Origin of the sequence: Leptolyngbya sp. PCC 6406 (assembly GCF_000332095.2) — a bacterium.
In the GTDB taxonomy this organism is placed as follows: Bacteria; Cyanobacteriota; Cyanobacteriia; order Phormidesmidales; family Phormidesmidaceae; genus PCC-6406.
The window spans coordinates 689,620-714,070 of record NZ_KI913949.1 but is presented as its reverse complement, the minus strand read 5'-3'; the positions used below and the strand labels follow the sequence as shown (position 1 = coordinate 714,070).

The following is a 24,451-nucleotide window of genomic DNA, read 5'->3' as shown; positions in this document are numbered from 1 at the left end:
ATGGGTATCTCAGCGCTTCTAGCCAAAGTTTGCGAGATCTTCGGAATCACCAAGATCTTCAAAACCATAGCGGTATTCATCTCAATTCACTACGCCCAAGGTAAGGGCGCACGACTGTGCGCCCTCAGGGATGTACGCAATTCAACTGCATGTCACTCTATTTCTAAAATCATCGATCAGATCCGGCCATCTCCCAGTTGGGTCATTGGGCTTGGGGTTGGATTCAGTCTCCTCCTAGGGAATAGTCTCCAAGCCCAGCCCCCAGGCATGCCCGCTACCGTAGATCGGGTCCAGAGTGGACAAACCTTAGAACTGCTCTATCCATTACCAATAAATAGCGCCTTGACAGTGGACAAAATTCGCCTCAGTGCCATAACCGCCCCAGACCTGAAGCAAGAACCCTGGGGGCCAGAGGCGCGGAACTGCCTGCGGGACCAGGTGCAGCGGCAAGTTGTCCGCATTGAGCCAGCCTCCGCCAACGCCGATAGCTACGGTCGTCTTTGGGCTAATGTCTGGTGGGGCGATCGCCTCATAAACGAGACCCTCCTTGAAGCGGGCTGTGTCTTTTTGGATGAAGCCGCCCTTGCCCACCATCCTCACCGAGAAAAGCTGATCTACGCCCAAGAGCGAGCACGAATCCTCGGGTTGGGGGTGTGGAATCCAGCTCAACCCCTGCGCCAAAGTCCTGACGACTTTCGCCGATCCACCGCTGTGGCCCCGGCCTCAGAACCCTAGGCCAAACCCTGAAACGACAGAATTGACTGTCGGAATCTATAGGTATTTCTGTTCCCTTTTACCTAGCCCGCCCATGCCCACGATGCCCGCACTGTTCTCCCCATTGGTTATCCCATGCCTGCAATGACAGATTTATCCCCCCAGCATCTCCAGCAGTACCTCGACATCGCTACAGAGGCCGCCTTGACCGGAGGGGCCATTCTCCAACGCTACTGGGGCAAATTAAAGAGCATTGAGCAAAAGGGCCGATCTGGAGATCTGGTCACAGAAGCGGATAAAGCCTCGGAAGCAGCAGTGCTGGCGGTCATGCAACGACACTTGCCCGAGCACGCGATTTTAGCGGAAGAATCTGGACAGATGGGGAATCGCGAGAATACCTATCTGTGGGCCATTGATCCCCTCGATGGCACCACAAATTATGCCCATCAGTATCCCTTCTCTGCGGTATCCATTGGATTGTTGGTGGCGGGCAAACCCACCGTCGGCGTGGTCTACGACCCCTTTCATCAGGATCTATTTCGGGCTGCTACGGGACTGGGAGCAACCCTGAACCGGGAGCCGATTCAGGTTTCCCGCACTAAGCGTTTGGAGGAGAGCCTATTGGTCACAGGATTTGCCTACGACCGCCGGGAAACCCTGGATAATAACTACGCTGAATTTTGCCACTTCACCCACCTGACTCGGGGAGTTCGGCGAGGCGGGTCGGCGGCCTTGGATTTAGCCTATGTGGCCTGTGGCCGTTTAGATGGCTACTGGGAGCGAGGACTAGCGCCCTGGGATCTAGCAGCGGGGGCAGTGCTTGTTGAGGAGGCAGGGGGGCGGGTAACGGCCTATGATGAAGGCACTTTTGATTTGTTTTCGGGGCGAATTCTGGCCAGCAATGGTTCCCTCCACCGTCCTATGAGTCAGGTGCTGGGGCAGGTCAAGCCTTGGGCGGGCTTCAAAGGGATCACGCTTCAGGATTAAGCCTGAGATCTCACTTCCCCCATCAACGTTCACCGGCAATTCCCAGCAAAATTCCAGTCAAGTTCCAGAAAACCTATTCGATGCGATGTAGGTTAATGTCTCTCCGAAATTGAATGGGAGACAAAATGGTATCGCCTGAACAGTATCTCTGAGGGATGCAACGAGTATGCTGGGGTCAAGTAAAGTGAAGACATTCATCCAGATGGCTGGGGGAGATCACACATAGTCATGAATATCGATCAAGGGCTCTTTAAGTTTGATTTCACTGACTATCACGCCATCTTGGGCGTCCCCCTAGAGGCGGATGCCAAGCAAATTCGCAAGCGTTATCTCAAAATTGCTCGGAAACTGCACCCTGACAGTCTCAGTGGAGCCACTGTCGATGAAAAGCAGCAGGCCAGTGAGTTTCTCTCCAAAATGGTGAACCCGGCCTATGAGAAACTGACCCAGGAAAAAGAAGCAACAGAATACCGGATTGTCCTAAAAATGCGAGGCCAACAGCTCAGCAAACAACCCGAGGCGCTCCAGCTTCAGTTTGCCCCAGCCCAGGAACTGGTGGGCTCCAAAAATAGTAATGTAGACAGCGTCTACAACAGCAGTCTCCAGCCCCTCGCAGATGAACAGTACGCCTCGTTAGAGCAGGTGCTGTCCATTACTGGTCAAATTAGCGAACTTAATTTGGCCTACCTTGTGCGCACTGCTGGCGCAGGTGGTGCCCCTACTGCCGCTCCCAGTGCGGCTCCTGCTGCCGCCAATAACGACAGTACGGCTCCCACCTCCGCTGCTACGCCAGCATCGGCTCCAACGTCTCCCCGCCAGCATCGCGCCTCAATTATTGAGCGCTATCTCAACCGGGCGAAAGAATTTGAGGCGAAGAATGACTTTTCTCGGGGCATTCTCGAAATGCGGGAGGCGATTCAGTCTCACCCCAACAATGCGGAGTGCCATAGCTATTTGGCTAATTTATACCTTAAGGCGGGGCAGACCACCATGGCTCGAATCCATATCAAGCGGGCTTTAGAGATTAATCCCAACGATAATCTTGCTAAGCTGCTGGAACCCCGAGTGGGTAAGTCTACTGCTAAAAGTGCCGAAGGTGACAAGGCTAAAGGCGGTGGTCTGTTTGGTTTATTCGGTGGTAAGCGAAAGTAATTCTAATTAAGATGACCTATCATCCCCCCTCCGGTGCTCGCGACCTGCTGCCTCTAGATGTCGCTCAAAAATATTGGATTGAAGATCGCCTAGAGCACCTGTTTCAGCGGTGGGGCTACCACCGCATCATCACCCCTACGGTGGAGAGCTTGGATACCCTGATGGCGGGGGGGGCCATTGATCGATCTACGGTGATTCAGCTCCAGGGGTCGGGTTGCCAATCCCAGGGGCTGCGACCGGAGTTGACGGCCTCTGTGGCCCGAGCGGCGGTGACGCGGATGGCGGAGGTGAGTTACCCCCAGCGGCTTTATTACACTGCGAATGTGTTTCGACGGGCGCAGCAGGGAAGTCGGGGAGAACAGCAGGAGTCTTACCAAGCAGGGGTGGAATTGCTGGGCACGGGAGGTTCCTTGGCGGATGCTGAGGTGCTTTTGGTGGTGTTGGACTGTATCGAGCACCTGAAACTTCAGGGATGTCATGTCATTCTGGGCAATGCGGGGCTGACGCGATCGCTGTTGGATATTTTCCCGCCGACGGTGCGAGGGACGGTGCGGGATGCGATCGCAGGTTTGGACCGAGTCCGGTTAGAAACCTTGGCCTTGGATGAGACCCTGCGCCAGCGGGCCTTGGCTCTGATGGATTTGCGGGGGCAGCCCCGAGATGTCCTTCAGGCCGTTAGCCAGCTTGATCTGGAGCCGGAGCAGTGGGCGATCGTGGGCCACCTCAAGTCCCTAATTGAAGTGATCGAGAGCGCCACTGATGGACCGCCGCTGATCCTGGATTTAAGCTTGATTCAGCCCTTTGACTACTACACAGGTATGGTGTTTGAGGTAGTGGCAGATACCCCCCAAGGACGGCAGGTGGTGGGGCAGGGAGGACGCTATGACAACCTTCTGGGGGTCTTCCATCCCCAGGGCCATAGCTATCCCGGTATTGGCTTTGTCTTCAGCATTGAGGGATTGCACCAGGCGCTACTGCCCATGGGTCATTTGCCGGAGGCTACTCCCGCCAGTGAGTGGCTGGTGGTGCCGATCCGGGCTGGTGCTGCCGTCGCTGCCTTTACCTATGCCCAAAAAATTCGGGAGGGGGCGAATCTGGTACGGGTAGAACTGTACCTGGAGCCCGATACAGACCGGGCAGTCATTCGCGATCGCGCCCAGGATCGCCGCATTCGCCACATTGCCTGGATTGCCGAGGACGGAACCCCAGAGATTGAAACTGTAAACTAAGGTTGCGGGCTGTAGAGCTTTGTCTAGCAATGCCCGCAACCTATGGTTTTGGAGGAACTCTGTGGCTCACACCATCGTGACAAATGTTTGTGAAGGGGTGGCGGATTGTGTAGATGCTTGCCCAGTGGCCTGTATCCACGAAGGTCCAGGCAAAAATGAAAAGGGTACCGATTGGTACTGGATTGACTTCTCAACCTGTATCGACTGTGGCATCTGCTTTCAGGTCTGCCCCGTAGAGGGGGCGATCCTACCGGAGGAGCAGCCAGAACTGCAACAGACCCCCGCTTAATTCCCAGACTGCGGGACAGACTCCAAGGGCAGCGGGGGCCGGAACGCCAGGTAGGCGGCGGCCCCCACCAGCGGGACTGCCATAACCAGAGCCAAGATGCTGGGACTTTTCCAGCTTCGCCGCGCCATGTCATCCGCCAGCAAGCAGGGGACCAGCAACCACAGAGCGCAAAAATCCAGGCTCATGACATGGATAAAGCGACTGGTCCGCCATTGCCCTACAAAATCGGCCCAGTCTCCAGCATACAAACCATAGGCCATGAGTCCTGCTGCTCCCAAGGTCAGAAAAACTCCCAGCCAGCGAGACTCCAGCAATTTGAGGAGGCGTGATGGCCCTTGGTCCCCAGATCTAAGCCCTGCGGCTGAAAAGGTAGGATTAGGCGACCGCAATACCAAGTAAGGCAGCAGCAGAAAAGCCCCCAGTCCAAAGGATCCCACCACAAAGGGCCAAGCGGGTACTCGTTGTCCATGGCCATCTACCAACGCCAAACCGGCATACACCAAGGGCCAGATCCCCATGAGATTAAACAGGACCACAATCGCTGGATTGATACCGTCCCAGTCTCCCCCCGCCAGTCTCTGAATCAAGGCCAGAGTATCAGGCTGTTCCGGTGGGGCAAACCCAAAGGAATAGATTATGAAGCTGATCCAGAGAAGGCTTAAGCCCAGGGGTCTCATCATCTTGGTCTGCTAAGCCTCTACTAAGTTTTTCGCTGTTTTATCAATCAAGATAACGGAAGCCTCTGCCCTGGAAGACCACCGACTAGTCTAGGGATAACGCTCCCCAGCTAGGTGCTGAGCATCGGATGAAACCCATTCCTGGGGATCCGGTCAGTGCCATGGCTGGGGGGCAGAACTTTAGGATCAATCCTGCGTCCTGCGGGGTGATCACGGTGTCTAACCTTATCAATCCTTGTTTAGATCCCTTTTACGATCCGACCTGCCCGCCTCGAAAAGCATATTCGCCCTAGGGCTGCATACCATGATCGAGCTGAGGCAATGTTATTAACTGTTCTATTCAGAGGGTCATGGATTTGGTTCTTTCCACAACCCGACAATGCACTCCCAGTCTGGCACTCAGTCTCCCTACTATGAACGCCAGCTATTTTCTAGAGATGTACGAAGCCGGGTATCGCGATTTTGCCGGTATCCATCTCAATAGTGTGAATTTAAGCCAGCGCATTCTGGTGGCAGTGGACCTAGCCGAGGCCAGCCTCGTGGGTGCAGACCTAGCTCGTGCCTTTTTGACTAAGGCTAATCTGTATCGGGCGAACCTTCACCGCGCCAACCTCAGCTTTACCAAGCTAAGTGATGTCAATTTGCGGCAGAGTGACCTGAGTAAGGCCGATCTGCGAAGCACCTTTATGGTCAAGGCCCACCTCGAAGGGGCTAACCTGAGCGGAGCCAACCTGGGCCAAGCCAACCTACGGGGGGCCAATCTAGAGGGGGCCAACCTCTGCGGCGCTAATCTCCAAGGAGCCAACCTACGGGGGGCTAACCTGAGTCAGGCAAATCTGTCTTGGGCGAATCTGAGCGGAAGTCGTATGGGGGGCGTGGCGCTGGACCGCACCCAACTGGCTGATGTCACCCTAGAGGGAGCCTACCTCAATGGGGTAGACCTACGGGGGATGGACTTGAGCGGGGTTAACCTGAGCCAAGCCCGCTTGAATGGGGCCAAATTGGATCTGGTTAACTTGACGGGAGCTAACCTGAGTCAGGCGACCCTGCGACGGGCCAGCCTCCAGCAGGCAAATTTGACCGGGACCATCCTTACTGGCGCTGTGTTGTGGCACGCCGATATGCAGGGTGTGAACCTCACCCGAGCTGATCTAAGTCAGGCCAATTTGGCCGGAGCCCTCCTCCAAGCCACGTCTATCACCGGGGCAGAGTTTACCGATGCCATCCTGCCGGAGGAGTCCCGTAATGGTCTCTATGCCCTAGCCACGGGGGAGACCCTCTGGAGTCATCGCCTCACCCGTGAAACCTTGGATCGATCTCAATTTGTTAACCAGCTTGTGTTCTAGGGGCGGGCTCGCCATGATGAACTCTGGAGCCGAATCTGACTACGGTATTGTGTTGGTCACCATTGATTCTCAGGCCCAAGCCCGTGCGATCGCGACGGCGGTGATCAACGCTCGCCTCGCCGCCTGCGTCAACATGTTTCCCATTCACTCGGTCTATACCTGGCAAGGTATGGTGCAGGAAGAGGAGGAATGGCAGTTGGTGATTAAAACCAATCTGGCCTACTATCCGGCTCTAGAAGCCAAAATTCACAGCCTCCACCCCTACGATCTGCCGGAAATCATCGCCCTACCTATTGTCCAGGGAGCATCAGCTTATCTGGCCTGGATTGGCAGACAGGTAGATGGCCTGTCCCCGCAAGCCATCCCGTCCGCCTCAGCCCCCCTCGACCTATCCGATTGAGGTGAAACCAGGGTGGAGCCGACCTAAGGGACTCGCAGGAAAATAGTGTGCCCGCTGATCCCTAACTATCTTCCGTGTCGATCAAGACGGGCTCTTGGTAGAGGAGGACGGTGAAGGTAACCGTGGATCCTAGCCCCTCGCCCATACTAATAAACTTCACCACGCCCCCCATCGCTTCCACGAGCTTCTGGGAGATCGCTAACCCCAAGCCAGTTCCACCATACTGACGGGTTCGTTCGCCATCCACTTGGCTGAAGGTTTGAAACAGACGATCCTGCTTTTCGAGGGAAACGCCGATTCCCGTGTCCTCTACACTAATTTTCACGGTTCCGGGCCATTCCTGGTTTTGGAAGGTGACTTTCTGGAGCTTCACTTCAGCGCTGATGGTCACACTGCCCTCGTGGGTGAACTTGATGGCGTTGCCCACCAAGTTCAAAATTACCTGGAGGAGTCGCTGGTAGTTGCCCTGCAAGATAATCTCATCGCGGGTAGGCGGAAAGGAGATCTCAAAGGCGAGGCCCTTGCGCTCAGCTTGGGGACGGGTAAAGTTTTCGACGGCCTGTAGGAGTTCCCTCAGATTGAGAGGCACCATGTCAATCTGCATCTTGCCCGCTTCGATTTTGGCAATGTCGAGGACATCGTTGATCAGATTCAGCAGGTGCAGGGCGGAGTTGTGGGCTTCATCCAGGAATTCCTTTTGCTCCTCAGGGTCGTCGGCCATGCCGTCTAGAATCAGGCGCAGGAAGCCGATCATGCCATTCAGGGGCGTCCGTAGCTCGTGGGAGGTATTAGCTAGGAACTCACTTTTCAGGCGGGAGGCTTCCTCTGCTTGACGACGGGCCTCCTCTAGTTCCTCGTGTTTTTGGCGCAGGCTGTCGTTAACGGCCTGGAGCTCCTCCGTTAGAGACTGACTCTCGCTAAACAGGGAGGCATGGGCGATCGCAGTGCCCACTTGGTCTGCTAATTCGCTAACCAGATCTAACTCCTCCGAGCTCCAGGCCGCATCATCCGCTAGGTGCATGATGATTAGGGCATTGGGCTGCTCCTGGTAGCGGGTGGCCACGACCAGCATGATCCGCCCCCCCTCTTCATCCACCGTTGTATCCCAGACTTCCACCATGGGTTGGGGGGTGGTGAGCGCTTTACGCATACAAGGATGATGGGCCAAGGGTAAGGATCGTCCCTGCCAGCTCGATAGATGGGGCTGGCAGTATTCCGCTACCACCGTCAGGTCCGTGGCCCCTGGTTGGTAGGGGCAAATCAACCCGCGATCGACGGCAAAAAGGTTCCCTAGGCCATCCACGGTTTGCTGCCAAATGGTGTCTAAATCTAGGGTGCGACGGATATTCCAGGTGATTTGGGTGAGCTTGCGGTTGTAGTTCTGGGGGGTAGCCTCAGCAGCAATATCCGGATTCGATGTGACTTGATGTATGGTCATGATCCCCATGCCGGGTCGGGGGGCGGGGGGGGGTAGGGGATAGAGGTGTAGGGATCCCTGGAGGCGGTAGGCATCTAACACCAGTTCACAGGGGTCAAGGGTGGGGGTTTCTCTCTGCCAGAGCAGGGCCAGGATCCGCTCTAGGGGCTCCCGTTCCGATTCCGCTACCAGGTCTGACAGGTCTTTCCCTAGAAACTGGCTGAGGCTGAGATCACAGTGTTCTGCTAGGGGCCAACCCAGGCTGGCAATGCGGCCCTGGGAGGTCAGGGTAAAAACCAGGTCTGGGTTGCCCTGGGGTTGGAACAATTCACCGCCAATAGGGAGGTCGCACCTCGCCGCAGGGGCGTCTTCGGGAAATAGAGGTGAAGGGGTAGAGACGGTCATAGCCCAATTCTGACGGCATTGAGACAGGCATATCCACCCAAAGAATACCCCGCCGCCCTAGCCACGTCAGGGAAAATCAGGGAGAAAGCCAGAGCTTTAGCAAAAACTTTACCCTAGGGCGTGTTTCAGAGTCTTGGGTGTGGAGGTTTCCATGGGGTGGAAACTGTACGCCATGGAAACCTCGGCCCTCGTTGGCAGTTCCCGTTAAAATGCATGAAGGCCCGATGGGAGAGGACAGCCCAAATTTATGACCGACGTACCCGTTTCGCGCATTCGCAATTTCTGCATCATTGCCCATATTGATCATGGCAAGTCTACCCTGGCCGACCGCCTGCTTCAGACAACTGGGACGGTGAGCGATCGCGATATGAAGGCGCAGTTTCTAGACACAATGGATCTAGAGCGGGAACGGGGCATCACCATCAAGCTCCAAGCGGCGCGGATGAATTACACCGCTCGGGATGGAAAGGATTACGTTCTGAATCTGATCGATACTCCTGGACACGTGGATTTCTCCTACGAGGTGTCGCGATCGCTGTTGGCCTGCGAAGGGGCGCTGCTGGTGGTGGATGCCTCCCAGGGGGTTGAGGCTCAGACCTTGGCGAATGTGTATTTGGCCCTAGAGCACGACCTAGAAATTATTCCCGTCCTGAACAAAATTGACTTACCGGGGGCTGATCCCGATCGCATCAAGCAGGAAATCGAAGACATTATCGGTTTGGACTGTAGCGATGCCATCCTGGCCTCTGCAAAAGAAGGTATTGGGGTAGAGGAGATTTTAGAGGCGATTGTCTACTTGGTGCCGCCGCCCCAGGAAAATCTAGAGAAACCTCTCCGGGCACTCATTTTTGACAGCTACTACGATTCCTACCGGGGGGTGATTGTGTACTTCCGGGTGATGGATGGCACCCTGCGACGGGGGGATAAGGTGCGGCTGATGGTCTCTGGCAAGGAGTACGAAATTGATGAGCTGGGGGTGTTATCTCCTCAGCAAGTGCCAGTGGAGGCACTTCATGCTGGAGAGGTGGGTTACCTCTCTGCTTCGATTAAGGCGGTGGAGGATGCCCGTGTGGGGGATACCATGACCCTGGTCAAGGATCCCGCCAAGGAGCCCCTACCGGGCTATGTGGAGGCTAAGCCCATGGTGTTCTGTGGCCTATTTCCCACGGACGCCGATCAGTTTGAAGACCTGCGGGAGGCGTTGGAACGGCTGCGTCTGAGTGATGCAGCTCTGCAATATGAGCCAGAAACCTCCAGTGCTATGGGGTTTGGCTTCCGCTGTGGCTTTTTGGGTCTCTTACACATGGAGATCGTGCAGGAGCGCCTGGAGCGGGAATACAACCTGGATTTGATCACCACCGCTCCCTCTGTGATCTATGAGGTGACGCTCATCGACGGCACCCTCGTTCACATCGACAATCCCAGCACACTACCGTTGCCCCAGGAGCGGGAGAGCATTGCTGAGCCCTATGTGCGGGTGGATATGATTACGCCAGAGGAGTTTGTGGGGGCGCTGATGGAACTGTGCCAGGGCCGTCGTGGGGATTTCAAGGATATGAAGTACTTGGCCCAGGGACGGACTTCCCTCATCTATGAATTGCCTCTGGCGGAGGTGGTGACGGATTTCTTTGATCAGCTCAAGTCGCGATCGCGAGGTTACGCCAGCATGGAGTACCACCTGATCGACTACCGGGCAAATCCCTTGGTGCGTTTGGACGTGCTAATCAACGGTGAGCCCGCTGACCCGCTGGCCACCATCGTCCACCGCGACAAAGCCTACTACGTGGGTAAGGCGCTGGTGGAAAAGCTGAAGGAACTGATCCCCCGTCACCAGTTCAAAATTCCGCTCCAGGCCGCCATCGGCAGCCGCATCATCGCCAGCGAAAGCATTCCCGCCCTCCGCAAGGATGTGCTGTCGAAGTGCTATGGCGGCGACATTTCCCGGAAGAAAAAGCTGCTGCAAAAGCAGGCGAAGGGGAAAAAACGCCTGAAGGCGATCGGCACGGTAGATGTGCCCCAGGAAGCCTTTATGGCAGTCCTGAAGCTAACGTAACCCATCCCCCCAATACCCCCATCACCCCAATACCCCCATCACCCCAATACCCCATCACCCACACACACCCCCACTCCGCTCAGGGCAAGCAAGGGATTACCACTACAGCAAATGCTGAAATTTAGGATCCTTCCCCAGGGTTTGGACTACCTTTTTGATGTCCTGGGTGCGGTCCTTGTGGACCACTAGGGTGGCTTTACCATCCCGGACGATCACCACATCTTCTAGACCAATGGTGACAACGACTTCCTCTTCATCACTGGCATAGATCACACAATCCTGGGTGTCGAGGCCCAGATGTTGGGCCAGGGCTACATTGGGCTGATCCGGCATTTTCATCAGACGCTCGACAGCGTTCCAATCTCCAAGGTCATCCCAGCCAAAGGTGGCGGGCATGACACAGGCGCGCTGGGTTTTTTCCATCACCGCGTAGTCAATGCTGAGCTTTGACAGTGAGGCGTAGGCGTCATCTCCCCGTTGGCGCAGGGCGGTGATTAGGTCTGGGGCATGACGGTCCAACTCCGCCAGCATCACCGCTGCCGGGAAGATAAACATGCCGCTGTTCCAGCTAAAGCGACCGCTAGCGACAAAGGCTTGGGCGGTGGCTGCGTCGGGCTTTTCGGTAAACCGAGCTACTTGGTAGCCCCTGAGGCCCTGAAAGTCGCCTACGAGGTCGCCCTGTTCAATGTAACCGTAGCCCGTGGCTCCGTAGGTGGGGCTGATGCCTAGGGTTGCGATCGCACCTTGGGTCGTGGCCAATTCCGCCGCCGCCGTTAGGGTAGCCCGATAGGCTGCCTCATCTTCAATCCAATGATCGGCGGGGAAAAATCCGATCATGGCATCCTCTCCATGGCGCTTGGCGATTTCCAGGGTGGCCCAGGCTACCGCTGGAGCCGTGTCCCGCCCCTGCGGCTCCACCAGCAGATTGGCTTCGGGCAGGTCGGGAAGTTGCGATCGCACCCCCGCCGCCAGATGGGAGGCCGTGACCACCCATAGGGATTGCCAACTATCGGCCACAGATAACAGACGCTTGGCAGTCCCTTGCAGTAAACTGTTACCGCTTCCGTCTAGGCTGAGGAACTGTTTAGGATGGTGTAGGCGGCTAACCGGCCAAAATCGCTCCCCTTTTCCTCCAGCCAAAATAACTGGGATGATTTTTTCCACCATAGGGAGCCTACTCCAGTACGTCATTGTCGAATTTGCCGGATTCATCCTAGCCTTTAGCTCAGCATTGCAGGCTATAATCTGCCGTAATATTGATTAACAAACCGTTATGATCTGGCCGCGATTCCGATCGTTGCGGATACTCGCTTCCCCTGTCTGTAGAAAGCTCCTGGGTTTCCCCCACCGTTCTGCCTCCTGCGGTACCCGAAGAGGCTGCTCCTGTCTGTATGTGAGGATGTGCAAGAACCCATGACGATACCGTCACTGGAACAGCCGAAGATCGAAATCGAATCCGCCCCCACCCCTGAGTCCCCCTCCGTTCCTGGGCGACCCCAAAATTCGGATACCGCAATTGTCCCTCTGCCCCAGTCTCGCTCTAGATCTCCCCTCAAGCGCTGGAGTCATAGAATTGCCTGGACCCTCCTCTTCACCGGAACCGCTCTATCAGCGGCGGTTGCAGGAGCCCTAATTGCTACCACCACCCCCCTACCAGGTTGGTTAGTAGGCGAATCTTCGGAGCCGCTGAGTCTAGTGGACCTGTGGCAGTCGGGATTTCGCTATCGAGTCACCCGCCCGGTTAACATTCTGCTCTTAGGGGTTGACGAGGTGCCCGACGCAACTCCGGGCTCGGAGGAGGTGTTCTCTGGGCGTACCGATACGATGCTGTTGGCCCGCTTTAATCCTGACAAGAGCACCCTCAGCGTTCTCTCCATTCCCAGAGATACCCGAGTCGAAGTCCCTGGAGATGGCATCGCCAAGATCAACCACGCCAACATCGTGGGTGGTCCTGAGAAGGTTGCCGAAACAATTCAGTCAAACCTAGGGCCAGTAGCCATCGACCGCTATGTCCGGGTCAACACCGAAGGTGTACGGGAACTCATTGACCTAATTGGTGGGGTAGAGGTGTACGTGCCCCAACCCATGGTCTATGAAGACAAAACCCAGGGGCTTTACATCAATCTTCAGCCAGGATGGCAAACGCTGAATGGAGACCAAGCAGAGCAGTTTGCTCGGTTTCGCTCCGATGGACAAGGCGATATTGGCCGAGTTCAGCGCCAGCAAATCCTGCTCCAGGCGCTGCGAGAACGGCTGATGAGCCCGAGGGTGATTCCCCAATTGCCCCAGATGATCCGGGTCATGCTGCGGTATATAGACACCAACCTCAGCCTAGAAGAAATTCTGGCCTTGGCCAATTTCTCGATGGAGTTAGGGGGAACGGACAACCTGCGGATGGTGATGCTGCCGGGACGCTTCAGCACCCCAGAGGAATACATCGCCAGCTACTGGCTCATCGATCCCCAAGCTAGCCAGCAGGTTATGAATGAGTTTTTCCAGCTCGATACGGTCGCTCTGCTCTCCAATACCGAGTCTCGGGCTGTTTCCCAGCTCCGCATTGCGGTGCAAAACGCCAGTGATGTCACCAACTCTGCCCAAGCAGTGGCGCGTACTCTGCGGCAACAGGGATTTTCCAATGTCTATGTGGTACCTGCTTGGTCTGGCACGGTGCGCCGAACCGAGGTGATTGCCCAGCGGGGCGACTTGAATAGTGCCCAGGTGGTGCAGTCAGTGCTGGGTACTGGCTCTGTGGTGTCGAACTCCACTGGAGACTTACAATCAGACCTGACAATTCGGGTTGGGGAAGACTGGTCCGAGACCGATAGAACGGGGATGATTCGTTAGGCTAAGAGATGTGCTGAGACTTAGCCCAGGTATTCCAGGCATTTCTCAATTCCGTGATCACCACTACTCCTTTAACAGCCCTCAGGGTTAATTTGCCATGACAGCATCGGATTCTGAGCAGCACTCAATTCCAGAAGCACCCATTTCCCCTGAGCCTAGCGTCAGCCCAGAAGAGACCCCAGCGTCTCCTGTTGGCGCTGGTACAGAGACGGAAACGACCCCTGGTTTTGGCTGGACCGCCTACGCTGAGCGTATCAATGGCCGCTTTGCTATGGTGGGGTTCATTGCCCTGCTCGTTTTAGAATTCTTTACCCGCCAAGACTTTTTCACTTGGCTGGGGCTCTAGTGGTCTGTCAAGACTCAAACTTAGGATTATCCCTGATTTGGATTTGTAGCGCGGCCATCCTACGGTGCATTGCTTCGCGAATGCACCCTACGAACGCGATGTGCAACTAAGCCAGGGTAGAAATTAGGCGACAATCAAATCCTCAAATTGCAGCCATGGTCTGCCATACAGCCGATTGAGATAGATGATGACGGTATGGGCGAGAATCTTCCGCGCCAAGCGACTTGTCAAATGCCAAAGGTCACGGGTCAAGATGCGTTCGATGTCAAACCAATGACACAAATGGCCGACCACCGTTTCCACCAGTTGACGATGTCGGCTGACTGTGCGGTTAAAGAGCGGGTCGTAATGGTGCATGTTGGCGCGCAGTGGCGTTAACAAAGTTAATCCCTGGACGGCAAGGTCCGTCGTCAGGTGTTGGCGGATATAGCCTTTGTCGCCCAGTAGAAGCCCTTGCAGTCCGACCACCAGTTCGGGAACCACATCGCGTTCATCCACATGGGCAGGAGTCACTTCTAAGCCCAAAATGATGCCCTGAGCATTGATCAACAAGTGCCCTCGGAAGCCATAAAACGTGCCCAATTTGGTAGCGGAACTGCCAAAGCTCGCCAGACCCTCAAACACCTTGGCTTGGGGCGCTCGCTTGAACCCACAGACGGGTATTGGAAAGCCATCAATGCGATATAAATCCCCCTGCTGCGCAGCCAGCTCTTGCAGCAGTTGTTGGTGCAGCAATTGTTTGTAACGCCAAAGATTGGCCGCTTGACGGGCGAAGGTGCTGCGATGCCCTAAACCGGGAAACCACGCTCGCCAATGCCGCCGAAAGTAGCTCCAGATGGCGGTATCGCTATGATGTCCTAAAAATTCCCCAACCATTTCGAGGGTAAGCACCTCACTATCACTCAAACCGGGAGCAAACCCTTTGCTGCGGGGAGGATAGCGTCTTAGTAAAGCTTCTAAATGAGTTTCAACGGTCATAAAGATAGCGATGATAAACTCTTCGATATCAAACATGGTCTCACTTCCTTAAGATTGCTAGAACCCTTCATAGCTAAGGTTTCTAGAGGTGAGACCTTTTCTCAATCGTTAGTTGCACATCGCGTTACGAGAAACCTACAACTTGAGCTTGACGCTGCACTAGGACTCTGCCAGCTCAAAGTTAAGGTTTCCAGGGTCATAAACCCGCTCAAAGGATTGGGCAGGACCACAAGTGTTGGGATCCTCTAGGGTAGCCCCCAACTCAAAATGTAAATGTCGGGTATCACTGCGGCCCGTATTCCCCATTTCGCCAAGGTGGTCTCCTGCCTCAACGTAATCCCCTACCCGAACGGGAATCACCCTGGGTGCGAGGTGAGCATAGCGGGTAAAGAGCCCTTCGCCGTGATCGATCACCACATGATTACCCCAGCCTGCGCCACACTCCCGGTGTTGGCGATTGGGGCCAAACATGCGGGATTGGGGGCAGCCATTTCGGATATAGGCTATTCGCCCCGCTGCTGCCGCCACGACCGGCACCACGGGCACATTGGGATCTGTATGGGCATAGTCAATGCCCTCATGCCCCGCTGGTAATCCAGGTGAGCCTGAAAAGGGGGCTGTATAGAGGGATTCGGTGGGAAGCACCCAAGTTAGCCGCTCACTGCTCTTCGGACTGCCTCCATCCACGACCTGGATTGGCGCATATTCCTGATCCTCAGACACAAATTCCCTACAGAGTACTCCCGGTAAGGTGAAATTGGTTGGGGTGGCCTCCACGGGCGCAGCAATAATTGGCTTGATGGGGGAGCTGCCGACCTCAGGGGTTGTTTTTCCATTCTGGGCTAGGGCAGTAGCAGGGCTCACCCTGGTTGCCAAGGTGTTGGGATGGGTTTTACGCTGGAGGCGACTATCCCAAGGCTGACCGTCATCCAGTGCGCGATGGCGCTGGGTTCGGGAGAAATGGGTGTGGAAGTCCTGTCCCTGGAGGGATCGGTGATGGCGATCGCGATGGACTTCTACGGCCTGCCCTGTTTCGACCCCGATGGGGAACTCCAGTCCCATCTTCTCTGCCATGGGCAACAGACTGGACAGTAGCACTAGGCAAACTGATAGAATCCAAAGCCCCTGATAGGTGCGTAGAAATCTCATGGATAGCTTCACCCTTTTCCTGTAATCTCCTGTAGACGTTTTTGCCATCGCCGGACGAGGGGAGAGTGAACCGGCCTAATAGCCTGATTTTTAGGGCTAGAGGGGCGAAGACAAAAACTGAGCAGATTATCAGGGCTATCCCTCAATAAATACCGTCTCGTGGCAGACAATTCTCTGTCAGGAAAACGCTGTAGGGTGGTTGCCCGGTGGCTGATATTGGGCTGGTGGTGGGGTGTTATTTAATGGCACACCCCCTAAGACAAGACTGGGAGCCCCTTGGCTGTGACAGGGAGCCCTCAGGGCGGTGCTGGTGTCTGAAGCCAAGGGGCCAACGCTATAGTATGGCGGAGCATCAATAGGTCGGTGGCAGTTGAGTCCTAGCCGATAGTCGGAACCGATAGTCGGAATCGGATCACATGATGATAATGACGATGACGGGATGGCAGTTAAGGCGGTGGGTTGGCCTTTGGGGGATCGGCGCGGTGGCTCTTGCCGCCTGTGGTGGTCCCAATGGAGAGGGTTCCCTGTCAGGGAATGGAGCGGGCGAAGTTAATGGGGCGGCGGCAATTCCTGGTCCACCACCGCCGCCGGAGACCGCCTTTATTGGCCTGTTGTCACCGGAGCAAACCGCTGAGCTGCGGACGTTGGGGGTGCCGGTGGTGGTGCCGACGGCTATTCCTGAGGGGTTTGGGGTGGCGGCGGTGACGGTTGAGGGTCAGGGCAGAGGCGGTCCGGGGGAAGGGGGCTACCGCATCTTGTACCGGGATGAAGCGGATCGCTGCTTTGTGGTGGAATACACGACGGGGGGAATTGGCGGGACGCCGGAGACCGAATATCGCTTGCCCCTGCGTCCGCCCCAATTTCCTGAGGTGGATTATGGGCTCAACTATGGCCCCTACCGGGATCCGGATTTGCGATCGCAGTTCCCAGAATCTGACCTGACCAGTGATTGGTTAGTGAGTGATCAGGGCGCTTACCGTCTAGCGGGAGCTGCCTATATCAACGACATCCTCACCCCGGTCACCCCCTGTCAAGATGTTGAGCCAGAAACTGCGATCGCAATCATTGAATCCTTTACGGAACTCAGCGAAGAGATTGGGGGTGATTGAGGGATGGGATTGATAATGACTATGCCAAGCTATTGCAACCCTCAGGCTTGAAGATGCGCTTTGCCGATGCTGGATGGATTGCCAGCATCGACGCTGGGCGACGCGGGCGAACAACTAACTCACCACCACAGTTAGGGCAATGGCCACCGAGTGTACTCTCAGCACAGGAAGCACAGAATGTACACTCATAGGTACAAATACGTGCCTCAACTGAGTCGGGTGGAAGGTCTTTGTCGCAACATTCACAATTTGGCCGTAACTCTAGCATATGGCCTCCTTTAGTGAGGAAAAACACTACATCGGACGCTCGTGGTTGACCCAAAGCTGGACAGATGGCCGTTGCCACTGGTGCCGTGCATAAGCGACAAGTCTTTCAGGAACCGGGTCACCGTTTAGAACGAGCCGGTTGAGCATGAGGGCAAGGTCGGTGTCCGCGATGCACCATTCACCGAACAGATTTAGGGCGTTGGTCGGAAGCAATGCGCTGGCCGCAGCAAAGAGCTTTTCCGCTGATGCCCTCGCCTCAGCAGAAAGCGGTGCCTCGGTGGGCTTATAGAAGACGACCTCTGTGGAGCGCTCCTCTCTGATGGGTATGAGGTCACTGCGTAACCAGGCTTGAATTTGCCGCGCTCTAGCGCGATCGCGGGGCTCACGAGGATAGACGGGCGGTTCTGGAAACAACTCATCGAGGTACTCGGAGATGGCTGACGACTCAGAAAGACTGAAGTCGTCGTGAACGAGGGTCGGAACCCGTTGCGTCAGTGACACTGCTGCGAAGCTTGCCTTGTGGTTCTCTTGCGCCGCGAGATTCAGCGTCTTGAGATCGCAGGGCAGTCCTTTCTCGCGCAAGGTCACGAACACAGACATTGCGTAGGGGCTCGAAAACTGAGCATCAACGTAGAGAATAAAGCTTGACGAGGACAATGGGTGCTCCTGGGAATGGTCAACTCTGTACTCAGTATCAAAAGTGATGGATAAGTCTGGCTCTAGGGGTGTTATCGGTCACTTTTGGCAGATAGGTCTGAGATTGGCGTTATTATACGCCAGCTTTAGAGGTTATTTGCAGCCTTACAGCCGCTCAACCGGAATGTTAGACTCGCCTTAGCATTAGACTAACTTTGTTCACATTACAGGTCCGTATGTTTATGAAAATGGAGAAGAAAATAGAAAAGATAGTATCCAGTATGAATCTTGGCTCTGAGGTTGATGTAGAAGAGTGCTGGACAGGTGGTATTCAAAAACAAAAGGTAATGGTTTTTAGCGAGGGCTTTGTTGTCATAGAGCCTTTTTTCCATGACTTTCAATGGACAAGGAAAATTCGTGGCCATAGATACGACAGCATAACTTCGTTTACAGCTCGTTTCCGTTCAGTAGAACCTACATATGGTTATTTTTCTCATAAGTTAGAGTGGCATGGCTCGTTCACCCAACCATTGAAAGACTACTTTTTCACATCTGAGAAATTTGAATCTCCATCAAAGAAACTACTAAGAAAGTTAAGTAAACTTATTGCCGACAAACACTGGGATACAATTAAGCTAGACCTTATGGAAGGCAGGGAAATAATCTTCGGTTACTCATTTGATGGCGACTATAAGATTAGTAAGTTTAGTATTGGAAAATATAGCTTGGATCGAACAAAGGAAGTTCGCTTAACAGTGGACTCAGTTGATGACAGCGATTCTTGTTTGTTACTGCAAATTTTCATTCATCCAGAGGATTATAAGAATCAATTGCGGAGTGAAATAGAGAATATACAAGGAAGATATCTCACAGAGAGTGAGTTGCTAAAGCTTGGAAAACAGGAAGACTATCCTGTAATGGTATGGCATGTCGAACGTATTCATAATCCCCAGTTATTGTTCAAGTGCTTGGACTTCTTGAATTTACCGATTGCAACTGATAAAGAAACCAAAGATCTTGTTGAGATATTAAAATAAACTTGCGTCTAACCCGTGTACTGCACCCGACTGGATGCGAAATTACTCATAGGGTGTACTCTGATTATATCAGAACTGCAAGAGCCAGAGGATGAGGTCTTTGGCTGTTTGTCGATTGCAAAAACCGACTTACTGTGATTCTTTGTTTCGTCTAGAGACAATCAACAAAATGAATTTGAGTGAGCCACCAATAATTGCGCCAAGAGGTGCAAGAATAGTTGGTCCAGCGAGGGCAATGCCTAATCCCTGCCCTCTATAAGCTGGATCTTTAATAATAAAAACAACAGACAAAAGGAAAAGACTATACATGCCTGAAGCAATAGTCGCTCCTGCTATTGACCACTTAAGTATCCGATAAAATACGTCTCTAAATCTCCTGCGCATCACTAGCGCTCCTAGACCAGCCACCAGCAGGCAACTAGGTAAGCCGCTCATTATTGTTGTGGACAGAAGTGCGAAGAGTATGAAAAAAAAACTCAATGATCATTGGCGATACCCATTTATTTACTAGTCAGATGAGAACGATCGCACCCTCGGCAGTAGGTTGGGTTGACGCAGAGAACCCAATCCACTGCTAGTTTCCGCTGATTTCTACTAATGTCTCGCCAGCAGCTAAGAGTTCTAAAGCTCTCGGTAACGTCTCGCTCAGAATTTCGCGCAATCTAGCATTAGAGGTATTGCCACAAGTTAACCAAATAATTTGTGGCGGCGCACCTAGGCGCTCCACCAAATCTACAAAGTCGCTGTCTTTAGTCATGACAATAGCTGTTTGAGTCTTAGCCGTCTCAAAAATTTCAGCATCTTCAGCATCTCTTAGCCCAAGATCACGCAAGGCTATTGCTTCAACCCCAAATGTGCTGGTAATCCAAGTTGCTATTGCCGGAGACAAGTGTGCATCTACCCAGATTGTCATGCCACTAAAACTGGGTGGTTGAGTTTCCGCGAAGCATACAGAAGTGATGCCTTCAGATCATCTGCTTCAAGATCAGGCATTTCCTCTAAAATCTCTTCTGCACTAAGACCTGCTGCAAACAGATCCAGCACATCTGACACTCGGATTCGCATCCCTCGGATACAGGGGCGACCACCGCATTGTTTGGGATTAATAGTAATTCTTTCAAGTAAGGTTGGCATAGAGAATATCTCAGTAGTTGTCTTCCTTTAGTATGAACGAGGTTTGCCCAATCGACTTCCATGACGAGAATCGGATGAATGATACCTGACAATATTGCCTTGACTATCAAAGCTTATATAAAGTGAGGATAGTCAATTCGATGGATATTTATCGGCTTCGCGGATCATCAACTGTCCACGCTTTATGACTTTTTTTTAATTCGTTACTAGTAGATTGCCAACCGCTCATACTTTGTCCTCTATAGGCAAGCTCAGATTTTTAGCTTCAATAGGAACGAATCAATGCTTTTAACCGAAAGAGTGCCCAGAATTGCAGGCTAACGTTGCCCATCACCCACCGTAAAGAATTGTTAGTATCGCACCGATCTACTTTTGGTGCTCGGTGTGCATGGGCGCTGTAAACCTGTTAGCACCTTTAAGAGATAGAGATGTCAGACTACTCTCTAAGGTAATTAATCTTAATTGAGGGATCAAATCCGGCATCTATTAAAGTCTTTTTCCACTCTACAAGCTTCATATGGAGAATAATGGAATTTATATCTGAGAGTTTTTCAATTGGCGTCTGCCGTTTCAGAATCATCCACAAGCAAATCCCCTTTATCTCTACAAACTCATCGTTTATTGTGATGCAATCAGCATTATTTTGAAGTATCTTAACAGTATTTATAGCTTGATCGATAACATATGACAGTTTCTGTGGAGTGCCTTTTTTTACGAAATATAAAACGCCATCTTTGTACAGATCCATCTTCTCGACTCTGTAACGACCATCTAAACTTTGTAGGTCTCTATCGTAATTTAGATATCCATCACTTTCACGATCTTGATTGAACTGAGGCTCATCAATTCCAGGATTTACATCAAAAGTAGACTCATAATCAAGTTGGATTTTATTGACTTCTTCTTCCAAAAATTCCACGTAAGATTGATTGAACTTGTGCCATCTTCCGTCAATGAGGCAATAACGCTCATCTTCTTCAATAAAATCCAGATAAAATTTGAGTGTTTTTGTATGATCGCGTCCATATTCATTGTGGACTTTCACTTTTAAGTTATTTATTTCCTCTTCAAGATTTATGCCATTATCCCTTAAGAAAGTAATTAAAGATTCTAAATTCAGTTCATTCAAGCGAACGGCCTCGTCACTTCCTCCCTTTAGGTAAAGACTGTATTCATAGCTATCTGCAAAAATAAAATCCACCCCAGACATAGTAAATTCTTCAATATTGATGCCTGGATCTTCTGGAGTCCTTAGAATTGCTCTAGCCAAAATCCTGTCTAGACGTTGAATTGTACGGTTATTTTTGACAATATCTACTTTTGGTAGCCTTACTCTAATTGGTTGTCTGAGAACATCTTCTATGTTATTTATAAAGGTTGGAATCTCTAAAGGTTGTTTTGCTATATTTAGATGCACGGATTTTCCGAAGCTAACCATTTTTCCCCATGTAGCTGAATCGATAGTTTTGCCCTTTATGTAATGCATTGACTCTCCACTATCGAATGTTATTTGACTACCTTGCTGGTATGTAGTAATCATTTTGCTTCTGGCACTTTTGTAATATTTTGAGTTTTTGATTTTAAGGTCGTTTTCATCAATTATTCTCTCTGCCAAATTCAACCCAAACTCCGAATCGCAAAATTGGCTTAAGTAAAAATGTGCTTTACCTAAACTGATTGCATAACAAACTTCATTTCCTGAAATAAGAAGGACTCCAAAATGCATTAAATTTTTTGGGGTCTCTATATCTCCTAAGAATTCCTGGTATGTCTCAGTCCACCAGATATCGATCTCGTCAGGCTCACTAGAAAAGAAAAATTTCATTTGGAAGCCTTCAATTTCTTGCTTCCCTATCTGCTCCAATCCTGACAATCTCAGTTTTTCGAGTAGATCCTCTTCCTGATCTTTGGGAACTCTATAAAGATTGTATTTAGGCATGATTTGAAGTAAAAATATATTGCTAGAGTTCTATATCAAGGCACTGTTGGCAGTTGTACATAGACCTCTAGCGAACTCAATTCCGGCTTGAAATTCAGGTGATCGTCAAGTAGCAATCGCTTGCCGAAATCAAATCAGCTAACTATGTATTAAGTGTCAACAGTGACGGATAAGTCTAAGATTGAGGGTTTATCGGTCACTGTTGACAGACAAGTCCGATATTGCCGATATTGTACGTCAACTTTGATGGATAAGTCCGGTGTTGGAGGTGTTGTCCGTTACCCGTTGTGTTTACTCGCCATGAGGTTAGGCAGATTTTGGCGCACCTAGATGGTGTGCATCACCTTTTGGCGAGCCTCCTATACGGAACAGGAATGCGGTTGACGGAATCCCTGAGGTTATGGCACGTCCCTAGGTTTCTAGGGTTTGGTAGTCATCGCCGACCCAGGGCAGCTTGACCAAATCCTCGAAGGTGGTTTGTCGTTCCTGCTCCAATTCAGCAATGCGACGCTTCTCGGCGTAGACCTGATTTTGGTAGTGAGTCTGCTGCTCTGGCGTCACCGTGTCATCCGCGTCACTCCAGAGCTGAAGGAAATGGCGGTAGCGCTTTTCGCAATGGGCTTTTTCGATGCAGGCGGCGGCGGCGCGGATGACCAAAGGAGCACGGACCACATCCCGACAGCTCTTTTCATCTAGGTAAAACAGGTGTTGGGTTTGGGCAAGGCGGGCGGATTCGGCTGCGCGATCGCGCAGCCAACTGACCAAGGAGGGGGCTTCCTCCGTAGGTTGCCAAGCACTTAACTCCCGCCACAGGGCGCGATGGTGGGAATAGCTGAACTGGAGATCCCGTTTTTCCAGCATTTCCAGCACCGTCTCGCGATGCTGGGGAGCGTGGATGCAGAGGCACAGCAACACCGCCTCCGCCTCCTCTAGGGTGCTGGTGGTGTTAAAGGCCAGGGGAGCACGGCTAGGAGTGCCCTCGGGAGTGCGGCGGCGGCGGCGCACCTGCACCATCAGGTTTTCCGCCAGCAGGGGCATGAGGCGGGCGTCGCCGTGGCTGAACAGTTCCGCACATTGGCGGACATAGTGGGTGCGGGTATCGGCGTTGGCAATCTCGCTCAGGAGTTGCACCACATCCTGGGATGCCTGTTGGAATTGGTCCGCTTGCCGCAGATCGCGATCGCTGAGGAGTTTTTGCAGTTGCCAGTCGATCCACAGCGGGGCACTGTCAATGAGCGCCTGGTATTCCCCGGCAGTATGGAGTTTCAGATATTCGTCGGGATCCTTGCCATCGGGGATGTTCAGGATGCGTAGCTTGACATCGCCCCGGTAGGCCATTTCCTCCGCTTCGCCAATGGCCCGCTCCGCCGCCTTGACCCCGGCGGCGTCGGCGTCAAAGTTGAGCACCACCTGCTTAGATTCGGTGTAGCGCAGGATTTGGCGCACCTGAGCCGCATTCAGGGCCGTGCCCAGGGCCGCTACTGAATTGGGAATCCCCGCCGCATGGAGGGCGATTACGTCGAAGTAGCCCTCTACCACAATGGCCTGATCTGCCTTTGCGATCGCACCTCGCGCTTTATCCAACCCAAATAGAGTTTGACCCTTATCAAACAGTTCCGTCTCCGGCGAGTTCAGGTACTTGGGCTTATCCTCATCCGTTAGTGCCCGTCCCCCAAAGCCGATGATCCGCCCTCGGGCATCGTGGATGGGGATCATCAATCGATTCCGAAAGCGATCGTAGTGGCCACTGCCCTGCTGCCGGGGCACGATCAGCCCCGCCTGCTCCACCAGCAACACCGGGTAGCGCTTCTGGTCCACCAGATAGCCGTAGAGGGTCTGCCAGCCACCGGGGGCAAACCCCAGTTGGAACTGCTGGATGGTGTCTTCGTTGAAACCGCGATCGCGCTGAAGATAGGTGAGGGCTTCCTGACCATCGGGCTGACGCAGGGCATATTCGTAGAACTTGGCGGTCACCGCCAGAATCTCGAACAACTGCTCTCGTAGGGTAATCTGCTGCTGAAACTCCTGACGCTTCTCGGGCTCCAGGGTTTGTACAGGCACCTGGTAGCGCTTGGCCAGGTCCAGCACCACTTCGCTAAAGGAGCGCTTACCCAACTCCATCAGAAATTTGAAGGCATTCCCCCCCGCCCCGCAGGAAAAGCAATAGTAGAACTGCTTGCTAGGGCTGACGCTAAAGCTGGGGGACTTGTCCTCGTGGAACGGACACAGCCCCACGTAATCCTTGCCCTGCTTTTTCAGCACCACCTGGTCAGAAACGATGTCTACAATGTCGGCGCGATCGCGCACCGCCTCGATAGTTTCTGGGTGTAGACGGGGGGGGGG

At 53.2% G+C, this 24,451-nt stretch carries 24 protein-coding genes; 12 read left to right on the top strand and 12 right to left on the bottom strand.

What is annotated here, in order from left to right; genetic code table 11:
* Positions 1-267: 267 nt before the first annotated feature.
* From LEP6406_RS33290 to LEP6406_RS0203265, 5 genes are all read left to right on the top strand, one after another.
* On the top strand, positions 268-735 hold the full coding sequence (locus LEP6406_RS33290) for a thermonuclease family protein (RefSeq protein WP_162160843.1): 468 nt from the start codon (positions 268-270) through the stop codon (positions 733-735).
* 114 nt (positions 736-849) lie between these two features.
* Positions 850-1,701 carry an inositol monophosphatase family protein gene (locus tag LEP6406_RS0203280; protein ID WP_263971121.1) on the top strand — a complete coding sequence of 284 codons (852 nt, stop codon included), beginning with the start codon at positions 850-852 and terminating at the stop codon, positions 1,699-1,701.
* A gap of 228 nt (positions 1,702-1,929) precedes the next feature.
* Positions 1,930-2,853, top strand: coding sequence for a J domain-containing protein (locus LEP6406_RS0203275; RefSeq protein WP_008318874.1), 924 nt, complete (start codon positions 1,930-1,932; stop codon positions 2,851-2,853).
* Positions 2,854-2,864: 11 nt separating this feature from the next.
* Positions 2,865-4,082, top strand: a complete 1,218-nt coding sequence (locus LEP6406_RS0203270; RefSeq protein ID WP_008318876.1) for an ATP phosphoribosyltransferase regulatory subunit — start codon at positions 2,865-2,867, stop codon at positions 4,080-4,082.
* A gap of 61 nt (positions 4,083-4,143) precedes the next feature.
* The gene (locus LEP6406_RS0203265) at positions 4,144-4,371 is read left to right on the top strand and encodes an indolepyruvate ferredoxin oxidoreductase subunit alpha (protein ID WP_008318878.1); all 228 of its coding nucleotides are present in this window, start codon (positions 4,144-4,146) and stop codon (positions 4,369-4,371) included.
* Here the strand turns inward: LEP6406_RS0203265 and LEP6406_RS0203260 are convergent.
* Positions 4,368-5,051, bottom strand: a complete 684-nt coding sequence (locus LEP6406_RS0203260; protein WP_008318880.1) for a hypothetical protein — start codon at positions 5,049-5,051, stop codon at positions 4,368-4,370. The two genes, LEP6406_RS0203265 and LEP6406_RS0203260, sit on opposite strands and share 4 nt — an antisense overlap.
* Before the next feature lie 410 nt (positions 5,052-5,461).
* Here LEP6406_RS0203260 and LEP6406_RS0203255 point away from each other — a divergent pair, with 410 nt between their 5' ends.
* Both LEP6406_RS0203255 and cutA read left to right on the top strand, forming a co-directional pair.
* A complete protein-coding gene (locus tag LEP6406_RS0203255) occupies positions 5,462-6,394 on the top strand; it encodes a pentapeptide repeat-containing protein (protein WP_036028125.1) in 933 nt (310 codons plus the stop codon).
* A gap of 13 nt (positions 6,395-6,407) precedes the next feature.
* A complete protein-coding gene (cutA, locus tag LEP6406_RS0203250) occupies positions 6,408-6,794 on the top strand; it encodes a divalent-cation tolerance protein CutA (protein WP_008318884.1) in 387 nt (128 codons plus the stop codon).
* Between the two features lie 61 nt (positions 6,795-6,855).
* On the opposite strand, the gene LEP6406_RS26405 is transcribed toward cutA, so the two are convergent.
* Positions 6,856-8,616 carry an ATP-binding protein gene (locus tag LEP6406_RS26405; protein WP_008318886.1) on the bottom strand — a complete coding sequence of 587 codons (1,761 nt, stop codon included), beginning with the start codon at positions 8,614-8,616 and terminating at the stop codon, positions 6,856-6,858.
* A gap of 247 nt (positions 8,617-8,863) precedes the next feature.
* Between LEP6406_RS26405 and lepA the strand changes: the two genes are divergently transcribed.
* Positions 8,864-10,669 (top strand): translation elongation factor 4, encoded by a 1,806-nt coding sequence (gene lepA, locus LEP6406_RS0203240; RefSeq protein WP_008318888.1) that lies wholly within the window; start codon positions 8,864-8,866, stop codon positions 10,667-10,669.
* Between the two features lie 102 nt (positions 10,670-10,771).
* Here the strand turns inward: lepA and LEP6406_RS0203235 are convergent, their stop codons facing one another.
* Positions 10,772-11,836: a mannose-1-phosphate guanylyltransferase gene (locus tag LEP6406_RS0203235; RefSeq protein ID WP_008318890.1), complete on the bottom strand. Its 1,065-nt coding sequence runs from the start codon at positions 11,834-11,836 to the stop codon at positions 10,772-10,774.
* 246 nt (positions 11,837-12,082) lie between these two features.
* Here LEP6406_RS0203235 and LEP6406_RS0203230 point away from each other — a divergent pair, with 246 nt between their 5' ends.
* Positions 12,083-13,513, top strand: coding sequence for an LCP family protein (locus LEP6406_RS0203230; protein ID WP_008318892.1), 1,431 nt, complete (start codon positions 12,083-12,085; stop codon positions 13,511-13,513).
* Positions 13,514-13,610: 97 nt separating this feature from the next.
* On the top strand, positions 13,611-13,859 hold the full coding sequence (locus LEP6406_RS34655) for a chlorophyll a/b-binding protein (RefSeq protein WP_008318894.1): 249 nt from the start codon (positions 13,611-13,613) through the stop codon (positions 13,857-13,859).
* A gap of 123 nt (positions 13,860-13,982) precedes the next feature.
* Here the strand turns inward: LEP6406_RS34655 and LEP6406_RS0203220 are convergent, their stop codons facing one another.
* Entirely contained in the window at positions 13,983-14,873 is an 891-nt protein-coding gene (locus tag LEP6406_RS0203220; protein WP_008318896.1) for an IS982 family transposase, read from the bottom strand.
* Between the two features lie 123 nt (positions 14,874-14,996).
* Positions 14,997-15,986, bottom strand: a complete 990-nt coding sequence (locus LEP6406_RS0203215) for a M23 family metallopeptidase (protein WP_008318899.1) — start codon at positions 15,984-15,986, stop codon at positions 14,997-14,999.
* 416 nt (positions 15,987-16,402) lie between these two features.
* On the opposite strand from LEP6406_RS0203215, the gene LEP6406_RS29915 reads away from it, so the two are divergent.
* The gene (locus LEP6406_RS29915) at positions 16,403-17,095 is read left to right on the top strand and encodes a hypothetical protein (protein WP_008318901.1); all 693 of its coding nucleotides are present in this window, start codon (positions 16,403-16,405) and stop codon (positions 17,093-17,095) included.
* A 19-nt stretch (positions 17,096-17,114) separates the two neighbouring features.
* Here the strand turns inward: LEP6406_RS29915 and LEP6406_RS35570 are convergent, their stop codons facing one another.
* Positions 17,115-17,363, bottom strand: a complete 249-nt coding sequence (locus tag LEP6406_RS35570; protein WP_071992192.1) for a DUF1272 domain-containing protein — start codon at positions 17,361-17,363, stop codon at positions 17,115-17,117.
* A gap of 26 nt (positions 17,364-17,389) precedes the next feature.
* Entirely contained in the window at positions 17,390-18,019 is a 630-nt protein-coding gene (yfcF, locus tag LEP6406_RS0203205) for a glutathione transferase (RefSeq protein WP_008318902.1), read from the bottom strand.
* A gap of 221 nt (positions 18,020-18,240) precedes the next feature.
* Here yfcF and LEP6406_RS0203200 point away from each other — a divergent pair, with 221 nt between their 5' ends.
* Positions 18,241-19,035: a hypothetical protein gene (locus LEP6406_RS0203200; RefSeq protein ID WP_155834619.1), complete on the top strand. Its 795-nt coding sequence runs from the start codon at positions 18,241-18,243 to the stop codon at positions 19,033-19,035.
* A gap of 129 nt (positions 19,036-19,164) precedes the next feature.
* On the opposite strand, the gene LEP6406_RS32585 is transcribed toward LEP6406_RS0203200, so the two are convergent.
* The 5 genes from LEP6406_RS32585 to dnaG all read right to left on the bottom strand — a co-directional run.
* Positions 19,165-19,470, bottom strand: a complete 306-nt coding sequence (locus LEP6406_RS32585) for a hypothetical protein (RefSeq protein WP_155834618.1) — start codon at positions 19,468-19,470, stop codon at positions 19,165-19,167.
* A gap of 139 nt (positions 19,471-19,609) precedes the next feature.
* The gene (locus LEP6406_RS0203195) at positions 19,610-19,948 is read right to left on the bottom strand and encodes a DUF5615 family PIN-like protein (protein ID WP_008318906.1); all 339 of its coding nucleotides are present in this window, start codon (positions 19,946-19,948) and stop codon (positions 19,610-19,612) included.
* The gene (locus LEP6406_RS30850; protein ID WP_008318908.1) at positions 19,945-20,169 is read right to left on the bottom strand and encodes a DUF433 domain-containing protein; all 225 of its coding nucleotides are present in this window, start codon (positions 20,167-20,169) and stop codon (positions 19,945-19,947) included. The genes LEP6406_RS0203195 and LEP6406_RS30850 overlap by 4 nt, the downstream gene beginning before the upstream one ends.
* Before the next feature lie 436 nt (positions 20,170-20,605).
* Positions 20,606-22,108: a DUF6119 family protein gene (locus tag LEP6406_RS0203185; protein WP_008318910.1), complete on the bottom strand. Its 1,503-nt coding sequence runs from the start codon at positions 22,106-22,108 to the stop codon at positions 20,606-20,608.
* A 411-nt stretch (positions 22,109-22,519) separates the two neighbouring features.
* Positions 22,520-24,451 (bottom strand): DNA primase (gene dnaG / locus LEP6406_RS0203180; RefSeq protein ID WP_027268799.1); only part of this gene is annotated, 1,932 nt, incomplete at its 5' end.